The sequence below is a fragment of the Citrobacter sp. Cf118 genome (genome assembly GCF_030334095.1).
Classification (GTDB): domain Bacteria; phylum Pseudomonadota; class Gammaproteobacteria; order Enterobacterales; family Enterobacteriaceae; genus Citrobacter; species Citrobacter freundii.
The window spans coordinates 145,032-157,866 of the sequence record NZ_JAOWES010000089.1 but is presented as its reverse complement, the minus strand read 5'-3'; the positions used below and the strand labels follow the sequence as shown (position 1 = coordinate 157,866).

The 12,835-nt window shown below is 50.2% G+C and carries 14 protein-coding genes; 12 read left to right on the top strand and 2 right to left on the bottom strand.

Annotated features, from left to right (window positions below; all coding sequences use genetic code 11):
- The first annotated feature begins 9 nt into the window (after nucleotides 1-9).
- Nucleotides 10-930, top strand: coding sequence for an ROK family protein (locus OGX67_RS24420; RefSeq protein ID WP_171858568.1), 921 nt, complete (start codon nucleotides 10-12; stop codon nucleotides 928-930).
- A gap of 37 nt (nucleotides 931-967) precedes the next feature.
- On the opposite strand, the gene agaR is transcribed toward OGX67_RS24420, so the two are convergent.
- Both agaR and OGX67_RS24410 read right to left on the bottom strand, forming a co-directional pair.
- Nucleotides 968-1,738 (bottom strand): transcriptional repressor AgaR, encoded by a 771-nt coding sequence (gene agaR / locus OGX67_RS24415; RefSeq protein ID WP_003024920.1) that lies wholly within the window; start codon nucleotides 1,736-1,738, stop codon nucleotides 968-970.
- Between the two features lie 324 nt (nucleotides 1,739-2,062).
- Nucleotides 2,063-2,869 carry a DeoR family transcriptional regulator gene (locus OGX67_RS24410; RefSeq protein ID WP_003024922.1) on the bottom strand — a complete coding sequence of 269 codons (807 nt, stop codon included), beginning with the start codon at nucleotides 2,867-2,869 and terminating at the stop codon, nucleotides 2,063-2,065.
- Nucleotides 2,870-3,118: 249 nt separating this feature from the next.
- On the opposite strand from OGX67_RS24410, the gene kbaZ reads away from it, so the two are divergent.
- The 11 genes from kbaZ (at nucleotide 3,119) to agaD (ending at nucleotide 12,795) form a co-directional block, all read left to right on the top strand.
- Nucleotides 3,119-4,414, top strand: a complete 1,296-nt coding sequence (gene kbaZ / locus OGX67_RS24405; protein WP_286527717.1) for a tagatose-bisphosphate aldolase subunit KbaZ — start codon at nucleotides 3,119-3,121, stop codon at nucleotides 4,412-4,414.
- A gap of 19 nt (nucleotides 4,415-4,433) precedes the next feature.
- A complete protein-coding gene (gene agaV / locus OGX67_RS24400; protein ID WP_003024925.1) occupies nucleotides 4,434-4,907 on the top strand; it encodes a PTS N-acetylgalactosamine transporter subunit IIB in 474 nt (157 codons plus the stop codon).
- 10 nt (nucleotides 4,908-4,917) lie between these two features.
- Nucleotides 4,918-5,697: a PTS N-acetylgalactosamine transporter subunit IIC gene (gene agaW / locus OGX67_RS24395; RefSeq protein ID WP_003839998.1), complete on the top strand. Its 780-nt coding sequence runs from the start codon at nucleotides 4,918-4,920 to the stop codon at nucleotides 5,695-5,697.
- On the top strand, nucleotides 5,687-6,565 hold the full coding sequence (agaE, locus tag OGX67_RS24390) for a PTS N-acetylgalactosamine transporter subunit IID (protein ID WP_003024929.1): 879 nt from the start codon (nucleotides 5,687-5,689) through the stop codon (nucleotides 6,563-6,565). Before agaW ends, agaE begins: the two co-directional genes overlap by 11 nt.
- Nucleotides 6,566-6,581: 16 nt before the next feature.
- Nucleotides 6,582-7,016, top strand: coding sequence for a PTS galactosamine/N-acetylgalactosamine transporter subunit IIA (gene agaF / locus OGX67_RS24385; protein WP_003024930.1), 435 nt, complete (start codon nucleotides 6,582-6,584; stop codon nucleotides 7,014-7,016).
- A complete protein-coding gene (gene nagA / locus OGX67_RS24380; RefSeq protein ID WP_257651761.1) occupies nucleotides 7,013-8,146 on the top strand; it encodes an N-acetylglucosamine-6-phosphate deacetylase in 1,134 nt (377 codons plus the stop codon). Before agaF ends, nagA begins: the two co-directional genes overlap by 4 nt.
- Nucleotides 8,147-8,447: 301 nt before the next feature.
- Nucleotides 8,448-9,602 carry an AgaS family sugar isomerase gene (locus tag OGX67_RS24375; protein ID WP_003839993.1) on the top strand — a complete coding sequence of 385 codons (1,155 nt, stop codon included), beginning with the start codon at nucleotides 8,448-8,450 and terminating at the stop codon, nucleotides 9,600-9,602.
- A 12-nt stretch (nucleotides 9,603-9,614) separates the two neighbouring features.
- Nucleotides 9,615-10,490: a tagatose-bisphosphate aldolase subunit KbaY gene (kbaY, locus tag OGX67_RS24370; RefSeq protein WP_049015901.1), complete on the top strand. Its 876-nt coding sequence runs from the start codon at nucleotides 9,615-9,617 to the stop codon at nucleotides 10,488-10,490.
- A gap of 186 nt (nucleotides 10,491-10,676) precedes the next feature.
- A complete protein-coding gene (agaB, locus tag OGX67_RS24365; protein ID WP_049015903.1) occupies nucleotides 10,677-11,153 on the top strand; it encodes a PTS galactosamine transporter subunit IIB in 477 nt (158 codons plus the stop codon).
- A 54-nt stretch (nucleotides 11,154-11,207) separates the two neighbouring features.
- Nucleotides 11,208-12,014 (top strand): PTS galactosamine transporter subunit IIC, encoded by an 807-nt coding sequence (gene agaC, locus OGX67_RS24360; RefSeq protein WP_096889930.1) that lies wholly within the window; start codon nucleotides 11,208-11,210, stop codon nucleotides 12,012-12,014.
- Nucleotides 12,004-12,795: a PTS galactosamine transporter subunit IID gene (gene agaD, locus OGX67_RS24355; RefSeq protein WP_005131762.1), complete on the top strand. Its 792-nt coding sequence runs from the start codon at nucleotides 12,004-12,006 to the stop codon at nucleotides 12,793-12,795. Before agaC ends, agaD begins: the two co-directional genes overlap by 11 nt.
- Nucleotides 12,796-12,835 lie beyond the last annotated feature (40 nt).

Here is a 12,835-nt window from a genome sequence, read left to right as displayed (position 1 = left end):
AGATGAGGCATGTTTTACGGTGTTGATATTGGTGGAACCAAAACTGAAATTGTCGCTTTTGATAAGGAAATGCAGGTTTGCTGGCGTAAGCGCGTTGCCACGCCAGTTCAGGATTATGAACTCTTTCTTTCGACCTTTACTTCACTTATTGATACCGCCGACTGGGCGACAGGAACGCAAGGAAAAATTGGCATCGGCATGCCCGGTCTTATGGACAGACATACCGGAAAACTACTGTCATCTAACGTGCCCTGCCTGACCGGACGCCAGGTGATGAACGATTTAGCTAACCGCCTCAATCGTTCGGTTGAGCTGGACAATGACTGCTGCTGCTTTGCGCTCTCGGAAGCCCATACCCAGCAGGCTCGCCAGTTCTCCAGAATTTTTGGTGCCATTATTGGCACCGGCATGGGTGGAGGGTTAGTCATTGACGGTCAGCTGTATAGGGGTCGCAACCGAATGGCCAGTGAGTTTGGCCATTTACCGCTTCCGGCAACGTTTATGCGTCGTTATCATTTACCGGAACTGAAGTGCGGTTGTGGCTTACAAGGGTGTCTGGAACGCTATCAATCCGGCCCCGGTTTACTGTGGCTCCACAAACACTTCAGCGGAGAACAACTCAAAATGGAGACCCTGCTGGAGCATTATCGTCATGGCAATGCCAGCGCCGTTACTACCATAGAAGCATGGATTGATATGTTGGGTTGTACGCTGGCGCAATTGCAGTTGATTCTGGATGTCGATGCTTTTGTTCTCGGCGGTGGGATTTCCAACATCGAAGAAATTTATACGTTGCTGCCGCAGGCCATGTCACGTTATTTGTTCCCGGGATTAGAACCTGCCCGCGTATTCCCGGCCATCCATGGCGCATCCAGCGGGGTTCGCGGTGCCGCATTGCTGCTGGTTGAACAGGGTACGCAGACCCACTAAAAAACTGCTGGCGGGGGAATCTCGCCAGCAATTTCAGTTATTCATCCGCAATCACCACATCCACCCCAAGCTGGATTAACGTCCGGTGATAATTTTCTGGGATCCCGCTGTCGGTAATCACCCGGTCAATCCCGCTGATTTCGCTAATCATACAGAAACTTTTGCGGCCAAACTTGCTGGAGTCAGCGACCACCGTGACCTCCTGCGCAACTTCACACATTACCTGATTCAGATGTGCTTCTCCCGGATGTGGCGTGGTAATACCCGCTTCCAGGCAGAATCCGTCAACGCCTAAGAAAAGCTTATCAAACCGGTATTGTCTAAGCTGGTGTTCTGCTGAAGGGCCATACAATGAATAGACGCTTTGCCTGACATTCCCTCCCAGAATCATGACGTCTACGCGCTCAAAATTCGCCAGTTCCCATGCAATGTTGAGCGCATTGGTCATCACCACCAGATCGCGGCGATTTTTTAACATAGGAGGAATGAGCGTGGTGGTCGAACCGGAATCGAGGATTAACGTGTCACCATCTTTCACAAAGCTGGCCGCTTTTTCGGCAATACGCGTTTTCACATCGCGATTCAGCCGGTCCTTATCCTGCAAAGGCCGGTCAAGGGCAAAGTGCTGATTGAGAACCGCCCCGCCGTAGGAGCGCATGACACATCCCTTCTGTTCCAGATAACGTAAGTCGTTGCGGATCGTAACCGATGACACACCAAAATGGACGCTCAGTGGCTCGACACGAACGCTACCCTGATCGCATAGCAGATCAATTATTTGCTCGCGACGTCTTAAGTTATCCAGCATTTCTATTGCTCCATCAAATATTCATGTTGTTTTGTTTTAGCGCTTTAGCACTTTCGTTTTCTTTTGAATATATTACATCAGAAGCAATAAGGTGAATTTGTGCGCACTGGCCCAGCGTTGAATTTAACAAAAATTGACTATTTTCTTTCGTTTTAGCAAATCGAAACGAAGAAAACCGAAAAAATGAAAAGACTCAAAATGGGTAAGATGCGAGAAAGAGGCGGGAAGCATGCGAAAAAACGAAAGCGAGCTACTAAAAAAGCTCGCTTATGGTTTGTTTTTGTTTAATTGAAAGGGATCACATTTTTGAATTTTAGAGCGGGACTACTCAACAATGATCACTTCAACACCGCTGCGGCGTAGTTCCTGCAAGCTCTCCTCTGGGATGCCTTCATCAACAATGATGGTATGGATCCTCTGGGTATCAATGATCTTATGCAGGCTGGAGCGGTTAAACTTCGTCGAGTCGGTAACGACAATGATACGTTCAGCCACTTCACACATCCGGCGGTTGAGACGCGCCTCATCTTCGTTGTGCGTGCTAACACCACGCTCTAAATCGATAGCATCAACGCCAAGAAACAGCATGTCGAAGTGATAATTTTGTAGCGACTGCTCAGCCTGATCGCCATAAAACGATTGTGACTGACGACGCAAATGACCGCCGGTCATCAGCAGCTCAACCCCTTCGGCTTCCAATAACGCATTGGCGACATTCATACCGTTGGTCATAGCAATGACATTAGTATGCTGGCGCATCAGGCGGGCAATTTCATAGGTCGTGGTGCCGGAGTCAAGGATCACGCGGTGTCCCGGTTGAATTAACTCTGCGGCGGCTCTGGCAATACTGCGTTTTACTGCCGTATTAAGTGAACTCTTATCTTCTACAGAAGGCTCCACAACAGGCGCATTGCTCTCGCATATTAGCGCTCCGCCATAGGCACGTACCGCAATCCCCTGCTTTTCCAGAAAGGCGAGGTCGTTGCGAATAGTGACCGTGGAGACGCCAAAAAATAAGGAAAGATCGTTAACCTGAACGCTTCCCTGCTGCCGTAACCGCTGGATGATCTGCTCACGTCTTTCGCTGGTGCCAATAACGCGCTTGTCTGCAGAGGACTCGGTGTTACTCATAAGAAATCCTTTAGTTAAACCTTTCGTTTTATTTCGTTTTGTCTATTAACGCCTTTCTTTTGCGCGAATGCAAGCCCCGCAAGCAGGGAAGAGCCGGACGAACTTACGCTGAAACCTTTCATTGTGTTTCTTTTGTGAAACAGATCGGAAAACCATTATCTTTCGTTTTATTTTTATAACACCATGATGCAGTATTAAATGAAACAAAACGAAAGATTGATGTCGCAGTAATCTGACCTGGAGAGGAAAGTGAAACATCTAACTAAAATGGTCGAGCAGCATAAACGGGGGAAGGCAAACGGGATTTATGCCGTTTGTTCCGCGCATCCAATCGTATTGGAAGCCGCAATACGCTACGCCCATGCAAACCATACACCGCTGTTGATCGAAGCAACCTCTAATCAGGTTGACCAGTTTGGCGGCTATACGGGTATGACACCAGCCGATTTTCGCAGTTTTGTCTGCCGTTTAGCCGACTCGCTTGATTTTTCTCAGGATATGCTGATTCTCGGCGGAGACCATCTCGGGCCAAACCGTTGGCAAAATCTGCCTGCGGAACAGGCAATGGCCAATGCAGACGATCTGATCAAGAGCTATGTCGCCGCAGGCTTTAAAAAAATCCACCTCGATTGCAGCATGTCTTGTGCTAACGACCCGGTTCCACTGACGGATGAAATTGTCGCTGAGCGCGCCGCACGCCTGGCAAAAGTCGCCGAAGAAACCTGTATGGCACATTTTGGCGAGTCTGACCTGGTCTATGTGATTGGCACAGAAGTGCCGGTTCCAGGTGGCGCTCACGAAACGTTAACCGACCTGGCGGTAACAACGCCCTATGCCGCACGCGCAACGCTTCAGGCTCACTATCACGCCTTTGAAAAGCACGGTCTGGAAGGTATCTGGCCGCGTATTATCGCCCTGGTGGTGCAACCTGGCGTTGAATTCGACCACACACACATCATTGATTATCAACCACAGAAAGCTGTGGCACTCAGCAAAATGGTGGAAGACTACGACACACTCGTGTTTGAAGCGCACTCTACCGATTACCAAACGCCACAGTCCTTGCGTCAACTGGTGATAGACCACTTCGCTATTCTGAAAGTGGGACCTGCGCTGACCTTCGCTCTGCGCGAAGCGCTGTTTTCATTAGCCGCCATTGAAGAAGAATTACTGCCTGCAAAAGCTTGTTCAGGCCTGCGACATGTGCTGGAAAGCGTAATGCTTGATCGACCAGAGTACTGGCAGAGCCACTATCACGGTGATGGCAACGCACGCCGTCTGGCTCGCGGATACAGCTACTCCGATCGGGTTCGTTACTACTGGCCGGACAGCCAGATTGATGAGGCATTCGAACGTCTGGTACGTAACCTGGCGGATGACACCATTCCACTGCCGCTGATTAGCCAGTATTTACCCTTGCAGTACGTAAAAGTGCGCGAGGGAGATCTCAGCGCCACGCCGCGAGAACTCATCATTAACCATATTCAGGACATACTGCAGCAATATCACTGCGCCTGCCTGGGTGCTCCAGCTCGTAACGCATAACAAAAAAGAGAAAAATACCATGCCAAACATTGTATTAAGTCGCATTGATGAACGTCTGATTCACGGTCAGGTTGGTGTGCAATGGGTTGGGTTTGCGGGGGCAAACCTGGTGCTGGTCGCTAATGATGAGGTGGCTGAAGATCCAGTGCAGCAAAACCTGATGGAAATGGTACTGGCAGAAGGGATCGCCGTACGCTTCTGGTCACTACAAAAAGTGATCGACAATATTCACCGTGCCGCCGATCGCCAGAAAATTCTGCTGGTCTGCAAATCGCCTGCGGATTTCTTCCGTCTGGTCGAAGGCGGTGTTCCTGTTAACCGTATCAACGTTGGCAATATGCACTACGCCAACGGCAAACAACAAATCGCCAAAACGGTTTCTGTAGACGCTGCCGATATTACGGCGTTCAACGGGCTCAAAGCCGCTGGAGTGGAATGCTTCGTTCAGGGCGTTCCAACAGAACCCGCCCAGGACCTCTATAAACTTCTCTGAGGGATTCACAATGGAAATCAGTCTGTTGCAGGCTTTTGCGTTGGGTATTCTCGCCTTTATTGCAGGCCTGGATATGTTCAACGGGTTAACGCACATGCACCGCCCGGTTGTTCTCGGGCCGCTGGTCGGCCTGATTCTGGGCGATCTGCATACTGGTATTTTAACAGGTGGTACGCTGGAACTGGTGTGGATGGGTCTGGCCCCACTGGCAGGAGCTCAGCCGCCAAACGTGATTATCGGCACTATCGTGGGAACCACGTTTGCCATAACGACCGGAGTGAAACCTGAAGTTGCCGTAGGTGTGGCGGTACCGTTCGCCGTAGCAGTACAGATGGGGATTACCTTCCTGTTCTCTGTGATGTCCGGGGTGATGGCTCGCTGCGATCGCATGGCAGCGAATGCCGATACAGCCGGGATTGAGCGGGTCAACTATCTGGCGTTGCTCGCGCTGGGGACCTTCTACTTTTTATGCGCGTTCCTGCCAATTTACTTTGGCGCGGAACATGCCAAAACCGCGATAGATGTTCTGCCGACGCGTCTGATTGACGGCCTCGGCGTGGCAGGCGGCATCATGCCAGCTATCGGCTTCGCCGTACTGCTGAAAATCATGATGAAAAACGTCTATATCCCCTACTTCATCCTGGGTTTTGTCGCCGCAGCCTGGCTCAAACTCCCTGTGCTGGCAATCGCCGCCGCAGCACTGGCAATGGCGCTGATCGATTTTCTGCGTAAATCACCTGAACCTACAGCTCCCGCAGCACAAAAAGAGGAATTCGAAGATGGCATCTAATCAAACGGCTCTGCCGAACGTTTCCGAAACCGAAGAAACGCTGCTGTCCGGCACCAATGAAAACGTCTACGAAGACCAGAATATCGGTGCCGAGCTGACGAAAAAAGATATCAACCGTGTTGCCTGGCGTTCAATGCTGTTGCAGGCCTCTTTTAACTACGAACGTATGCAGGCATCAGGATGGCTGTACGGCCTGTTACCTGCCCTGAAAAAGATCCACACCAATAAGCGCGATCTGGCGCGTTCGATGAAAGGCCATATGGGCTTCTTCAACACGCACCCATTCCTGGTCACGTTTGTTATCGGGATTATCCTGGCGATGGAACGCTCCAAGCAGGATGTGAACAGTATTCAAAGCACCAAGATTGCCGTGGGTGCGCCACTTGGCGGTATCGGTGATGCCATGTTCTGGTTAACGTTACTGCCTATTTGCGGCGGTATCGGAGCCAGTCTGGCGCTGCAGGGCTCTATTCTTGGCGCTGTTGTCTTTATTGTTATGTTCAACGTGGTTCATCTTGGTCTGCGCTTTGGGCTGGCACACTATGCTTATCGAATGGGCGTTGCTGCCATCCCGCTGATTAAAGCTAACACCAAAAAGGTTGGACATGCGGCATCCATCGTTGGGATGACGGTGATCGGCGCGCTGGTAGCGACCTATGTTCGCCTGAGCACTACGCTGGAAATCACTGCTGGCGATGCAGTAGTGAAACTGCAAACAGATGTGATAGACAAGCTGATGCCTGCTTTTTTACCGCTGGTCTACACATTAACCATGTTCTGGCTGGTCCGCCGTGGCTGGAGTCCTCTGCGCCTTATCGCCATTACCGTGGTGCTCGGCGTCGTAGGTAAGTTCTGTCACTTCCTGTAAACATAAGGGGTTGTAGATGTTAGGTATTATTTTGACGGGTCATGGCGGGTTTGCCAGCGGAATGGAAAAAGCGATGAAACAGATTCTGGGTGAACAATCACAGTTCATCGCCATCGACTTTCCGGAAACCTCAACCACCGCCTTACTCACATCGCAGCTTGAACAGGCGGTGAGTGAACTGGATGCGCAGCAAGACATCGTGTTTCTGACAGACCTGTTAGGCGGGACACCATTTCGCGTCGCTTCCACCCTGGCCATGCAAAGGCAAGGCACCGAGGTGATCACTGGCACTAATCTGCAACTACTGCTGGAAATGGTGCTGGAGCGCGATGGCCTGACCAGCGAAGCATTTCGCTTGCAGGCGCTGGAGTGCGGGCATCGTGGTTTAACTAGCCTGGTGGACGAACTGGGACGCTGTCGTGAGGAAAAGCCCGTTGAGGAAGGGATATGAGACAGCTACTTCGCGCCAGACGTCTACTGACCGAACGGGGCTGGCTGGACGATCATCAAATACACATTGAAGACGGCATCATTGCAGAAATAGAGCCAATCCCCTCTGGCGTTATGGTCCACGATGCAGAGCTGCTTTGTCCGGCTTACATTGATATCCACGTGCACGGCGGTGCGGGCGTCGATGTGATGGATGAAGCACCGGATACGCTCGACAAACTGGCGATGCACAAAGCACGTGAAGGGGTAGCCAACTGGCTACCCACTACCGTCACCGCTCCACTACCAGATATTCGCAAGGCGCTTGAGCGTATCGCCCATCGTTACCATTCCGGAGGGCCCGGCGCACAGGTGCTGGGCAGTTATCTTGAAGGCCCGTACTTTACGCCGCAGAACAAAGGGGCGCACCCGCCTGAGCTTTTCAGAGAACTGGAACTCAGTGAACTGGATGAACTGATTTCGATTTCCCAGCAAACATTGCGCGTCGTTGCGCTGGCACCAGAAAAACCCGGTGCATTACAGGCCATCGAACATCTGAAGCAGCGCAACGTACGGGTGATGCTGGGACACAGCGCTGCTACCTGGGAACAAACCCGCGCGGCCTTTGACGCCGGTGCTGACGGACTGGTGCACTGCTATAACGGTATGACCGGCTTACATCATCGGGAGCCAGGAATGGTTGGCGCAGGGTTAACCAACCCTCGCGCCTGGCTGGAACTTATCGCTGACGGACACCATGTCCACCCAGCGGCCATGAAGCTCTGCTGCTGTTGCGCCAAAGACAGGCTGGTGCTGATCACCGATGCCATGCAGGCTGCAGGAATGCCAGACGGGCGCTATACGCTCTGCGGTGAGGAAGTGGAAATGCACAGTGGTATTGTGCGTACCGCTTCCGGTGGTCTGGCTGGTAGCACGCTCTCGGTTGATGCCGCCGTACGTAATATGGTCGAGCTCACCGGGATAACGGCAGAAGAGGCAATTCATATGGCCTCTCTCCACCCCGCACGTCTGTTGGGTATCGATCGCCACCTGGGATCGTTAGCAGTGGGAAAACGTGCCGACGCGATCGCGCTTAATAGCGGGCTGCATTTACAACAGATCTGGATTCAGGGTCAGGCTCTCCCCCTTTGACCTTTCATTTTCTCTCGTGTTGGCCTGCGGTCTTCGATCGCAAGGCCTTTCTTTTCCTTTCGCTTGAGTAAATACCTAACCATCATACAACAAGCGTACTTCTTATAGATCAATAAGATAATCATCCCTTTCGTTCTCACGATCACAAATTTCGTTTTATTTCATTTTGGATCATTGCTCTTTCGATTTCTTTCATATAGATTTTAATCAATCGACAAGATGAACAAGTGAAACGAAACGAAAGATAGCGACATTCTTGCCAGCGTCTTATGTGGAATTTACAAGACTAAGGACTTAAGTTATGCCAGAAACCTATACCCCTGTTACCGCGGTAACGGGCACCTGGACCGAAGAAGAGATCCGTCAACAACCTGCCAGTTGGATCCGTTCCCTTACGAATATCGACAACATTCGCTCTGCCATTGACAGCTTTCTCGCACCATTACTGCGCAAAAACGATCTGCGGATCATACTGACTGGGGCCGGAACATCAGCATTCATTGGCGACATCATCGCCCCCTGGCTGGCAAGCTATACCGGTAAAAACATCAGCGCTGTGCCAACCACCGATCTGGTCACTAATCCGATGGATTACCTGAATCCCGCACATCCGCTGCTGCTCATTTCTTTCGCTCGCTCAGGAAACAGCCCTGAAAGTGTTGCGGCAGTGGAACTGGCTAATCAGTTTGTACCTGAGTGCTATCACCTGCCAATCACCTGCAACGAAGCAGGTAGCCTCTATCAAAATGCAGTCGCAAGCGACAATGCCTTTGCTCTGTTGATGCCCGCAGAGACACATGACCGTGGTTTCGCCATGACCAGCAGCATTACCACCATGATGGCCAGCTGCCTGGCAGTATTCGCCCCGGAAAAAATCAACAGTCAGACCTTCCGCGACGTGGCCGATCGGTGCCAGGCGATTCTGACTTCACTGGGTGATTTCAGCGACGGCGTATTTGGCAATGAACCCTGGAAACGGATCGTTTACCTCGGTAGCGGTGGATTACAGGGAGCAGCGCGGGAATCGGCACTGAAAGTCCTGGAACTGACAGCAGGCAAACTGGCCGCATTCTATGACTCCCCTACAGGCTTTCGTCACGGTCCAAAGTCGCTGGTTGATAACGAAACGCTGGTAGTGGTCTTTGTTTCCAGCCATCCCTATACACGTCAATACGATCTCGATCTGCTGGCAGAGTTACGCCGCGATCGGCAGGCATTGCGGGTTGTCGCGATTGCCGCACAAACCCATGAGGCGATTGAAGCTGGCCCACATATTCTGCTGCCACCAGCACGCTCTTTCATCGATATGGAATTGGCATTCTGCTTCCTGATCTACGCCCAGGTCTTTGCTTTGACGCAATCCATCAATATCGGCAATACACCGGATACGCCTTCTGCCAGCGGCACTGTGAACCGCGTTGTACAGGGCGTTGTTATTCATCCCTGGAACGCCTAAAAGGATCGTTTTATGAGCATTATTTCCACGAAATACCTCCTGCTGGATGCCCAAAAAAAGGGTTATGCCGTACCCGCCTTTAACATTCATAACGCCGAGACGATCCAGGCGATCCTTGAGGTGTGCTATGAAATGCAATCGCCGGTGATCCTTGCCGGAACACCGGGCACCTTTAAGCATATCGCGCTGGAAGAGATCTACGCGCTGTGCAGCGCTTATTCCACCAGCTACGGTATACCGCTGGCGCTGCACCTCGATCACCATGAGTCGCTGGACGATATCCGTCGTAAAGTGAATGCAGGAGTACGCAGCGCAATGATCGACGGCAGCCACTTTCCGTTTGAAGAAAACGTGAAGCTGGTGAAATCCGTTGTGGATTTTTGCCATGCCAAAGATTGCAGTGTGGAAGCTGAGCTGGGTCGCCTCGGTGGCGTAGAAGATGATATGAGCGTGGATGCAGAAAGCGCCTTCCTCACCGATCCACAAGAAGCTAAACGGTTTGTTGAGCGTACTGGCGTAGATAGCCTTGCTGTTGCCATCGGCACAGCACACGGTTTATATACCAAAACGCCCAAAATCGATTTCCAACGACTGGGTGAAATTCGTGAGGTCGTCGACGTTCCCCTGGTTCTACATGGCGCAAGCGATGTTCCTGACGAATACGTTCGCCGCACGATCGAGCTTGGCGTGTGCAAAGTTAACGTCGCTACTGAACTGAAAATCGCTTTTGCCGATGCGGTCAAGGCGTGGTTTGCGGAGAATCCGCAGGGCAACGATCCTCGCTATTACATGCGGGTCGGTATGGATGCGATGAAAGAAGTGGTGCGTAGCAAAATCACTGTATGCGGGTCAGCAAACAAATTGGTGGCTACCTGCGAATTATCGTGACCGTCGTTAGATTTCAATTTTTATTCACGAGTGCTATCTGCGTAATATCAGGTAGTGCTCATTGTTCAAATAAAATAGATGTATGATTTTTAAATCACGCTGAATAAATTTATGAAGTTGATGCTGCAACAATAATATATTTCAATAATCTATGTCATTCAATCTTTTTATGGTGAGGATTTAAATATGAGCAGTCCAAATATTCTATTAACCCGCATTGATAACAGATTAGTCCATGGGCAGGTTGGCGTGACATGGACATCAACAATTGGTGCTAACTTGTTAGTCGTTGTTGATGATGACGTTGCTCAGGATGAGATTCAGCAAAAATTAATGGGTATCACTGCCGAAACCTACGGTTTTGGCATCCGCTTTTTTTCCATAGAAAAAACCATCAACGTTATCGGTAAGGCCGCACCACATCAGAAAATCTTCCTGATTTGCCGGACGCCACAAACGGTAAGAAGATTGCTTGAAGGCGGTATTAAGCTGAACGACGTCAACGTAGGCAATATGCATTTTTCTGAAGGCAAAAAACAAATCAGTAGCAAAGTTTATGTTAACGATCAGGATCTTGAAAATCTTCAGTTTATTAAGAAACAAGGCGTTAATATTTTTATTCAGGATGTCCCTGGTGATCAAAAAGAACAGATTCCTGAGTAAGGAATAAATCAGATTTTTCATAATAAAAGGATTTATTTATTTGAGGTATCCGACATGCATGAAATAACACTACTTCAGGGTATATCCCTGGCTGCATTAGTCTTCTTCCTTGGAATAGATTTTTGGCTGGAAGCCTTGTTTTTATTCCGGCCAATCATTGTATGTACGCTAACCGGCGCTATTCTCGGCGATATTCATATTGGCCTGATAACAGGTGGTCTGACAGAACTGGCTTTTGCCGGTTTGACACCTGCAGGTGGTGTACAGCCACCTAATCCAATCATGGCTGGTTTAATGACCACGGTAATCGCATGGTCTACCGGTGTGGATGCTAAAACAGCTATCGGTCTTGGCTTACCTTTCAGCCTCTTGATGCAGTACGTCATATTGTTTTTTTACTCAGCCTTCTCATTGTTCATGGCAAAAGCCGATAATTGTGCGAAAGAAGCAAACACAGGCGCATTTACGCGTCTGAACTGGCTGACAACGCTGATTGTTGCTTCTTCTTACGCCATCATCGCCTTCCTGTGTACGTATCTGGCACAAGGTGCTATGCAGTCACTGGTAAAAGCCATGCCCGCCTGGTTAACACATGGATTTGAAGTGGCCGGGGGCATTTTACCCGCAGTCGGTTTTGGTTTGTTGCTCCGCGTGATGTTCAAAGCACAGTACATTCCATACCTGATTGCTGGCTTCCTTTTCGTTTGCTACATCCAGGTTAATAACCTTCTGCCCGTCGCCGTATTAGGCGCAGGCTTCGCCGTATATGAGTTTTTCAATGCGAAAGCCAAACAGCAGGCTCAACCTCAGCCTGTCGCCAATAAGAACAATGAAGAAGAGGACTACAGCAATGGGATCTGAAATCAGTAAAAAAGACATTACTCGCCTGGGGTTTCGATCATCCCTTCTTCAGGCCAGCTTTAACTATGAGAGGATGCAGGCGGGAGGTTTTACCTGGGCGATGCTCCCGATCCTGAGAAAAATCTATAAAGATGATAAAGCCGGTCTGAGCGCGGCGATGAAAGATCATTTGGAATTTATCAATACCCACCCAAACCTGGTTGGCTTCCTGATGGGACTACTAATCTCAATGGAAGAGAAGGGAGAAAATCGCGACACGATTAAGGGCTTGAAAGTGGCGTTGTTCGGACCCATCGCCGGGATCGGTGATGCCATTTTCTGGTTCACCTTGCTGCCCATTATGGCGGGGATCTGCTCCTCTTTCGCCAGTCAGGGGAACATCCTGGGGCCAATTCTGTTTTTCGCCGTTTATTTGATGATCTTTTTTCTGCGTGTCGGCTGGACGCACGTTGGTTATTCGGTCGGGGTTAAGGCTATCGATAAAGTGCGGGAAAACTCGCAGATGATCGCCCGCTCAGCAACGATCCTCGGGATAACCGTTATCGGTGGGCTCATCGCCTCCTATGTGCATATCAATGTTGTAACTTCCTTCGCGATCGACAGTACCCACAGCGTGGCGTTACAACAGGATTTTTTCGATAAAGTATTCCCGAATATTTTACCGATGGGCTACACGCTGCTGATGTACTACCTTTTGCGGGTGAAAAAAGCACATCCAGTATTGTTAATCGGCGTAACGTTTGTACTGTCAATTATCTCGTCAGCACTTGGCATTCTTTAAACGAAAAGAGGATGAAGCGGCCTGCAACATCCTCCTTCAA

Bases quoted from the DNA above. Each gene is read 5' to 3' on its own strand.
- OGX67_RS24410 (WP_003024922.1), bottom strand. From the start codon at position 2,869: ATGAGTAACACCGAGTCCTCTGCAGACAAGCGCGTTATTGGCACCAGC.
- kbaY (WP_049015901.1), top strand. From the start codon at position 9,615: ATGAGCATTATTTCCACGAAATACCTCCTGCTGGATGCCCAAAAAAAG.
- agaD (WP_005131762.1), top strand. From the start codon at position 12,004: ATGGGATCTGAAATCAGTAAAAAAGACATTACTCGCCTGGGGTTTCGA.
- agaV (WP_003024925.1), top strand. From the start codon at position 4,434: ATGCCAAACATTGTATTAAGTCGCATTGATGAACGTCTGATTCACGGT.
- OGX67_RS24375 (WP_003839993.1), top strand. From the start codon at position 8,448: ATGCCAGAAACCTATACCCCTGTTACCGCGGTAACGGGCACCTGGACC.
- OGX67_RS24420 (WP_171858568.1), top strand. From the start codon at position 10: ATGTTTTACGGTGTTGATATTGGTGGAACCAAAACTGAAATTGTCGCT.
- agaF (WP_003024930.1), top strand. From the start codon at position 6,582: ATGTTAGGTATTATTTTGACGGGTCATGGCGGGTTTGCCAGCGGAATG.
- nagA (WP_257651761.1), top strand. From the start codon at position 7,013: ATGAGACAGCTACTTCGCGCCAGACGTCTACTGACCGAACGGGGCTGG.
- agaR (WP_003024920.1), bottom strand. From the start codon at position 1,738: ATGCTGGATAACTTAAGACGTCGCGAGCAAATAATTGATCTGCTATGC.
- agaE (WP_003024929.1), top strand. From the start codon at position 5,687: ATGGCATCTAATCAAACGGCTCTGCCGAACGTTTCCGAAACCGAAGAA.
- agaB (WP_049015903.1), top strand. From the start codon at position 10,677: ATGAGCAGTCCAAATATTCTATTAACCCGCATTGATAACAGATTAGTC.
- agaW (WP_003839998.1), top strand. From the start codon at position 4,918: ATGGAAATCAGTCTGTTGCAGGCTTTTGCGTTGGGTATTCTCGCCTTT.
- agaC (WP_096889930.1), top strand. From the start codon at position 11,208: ATGCATGAAATAACACTACTTCAGGGTATATCCCTGGCTGCATTAGTC.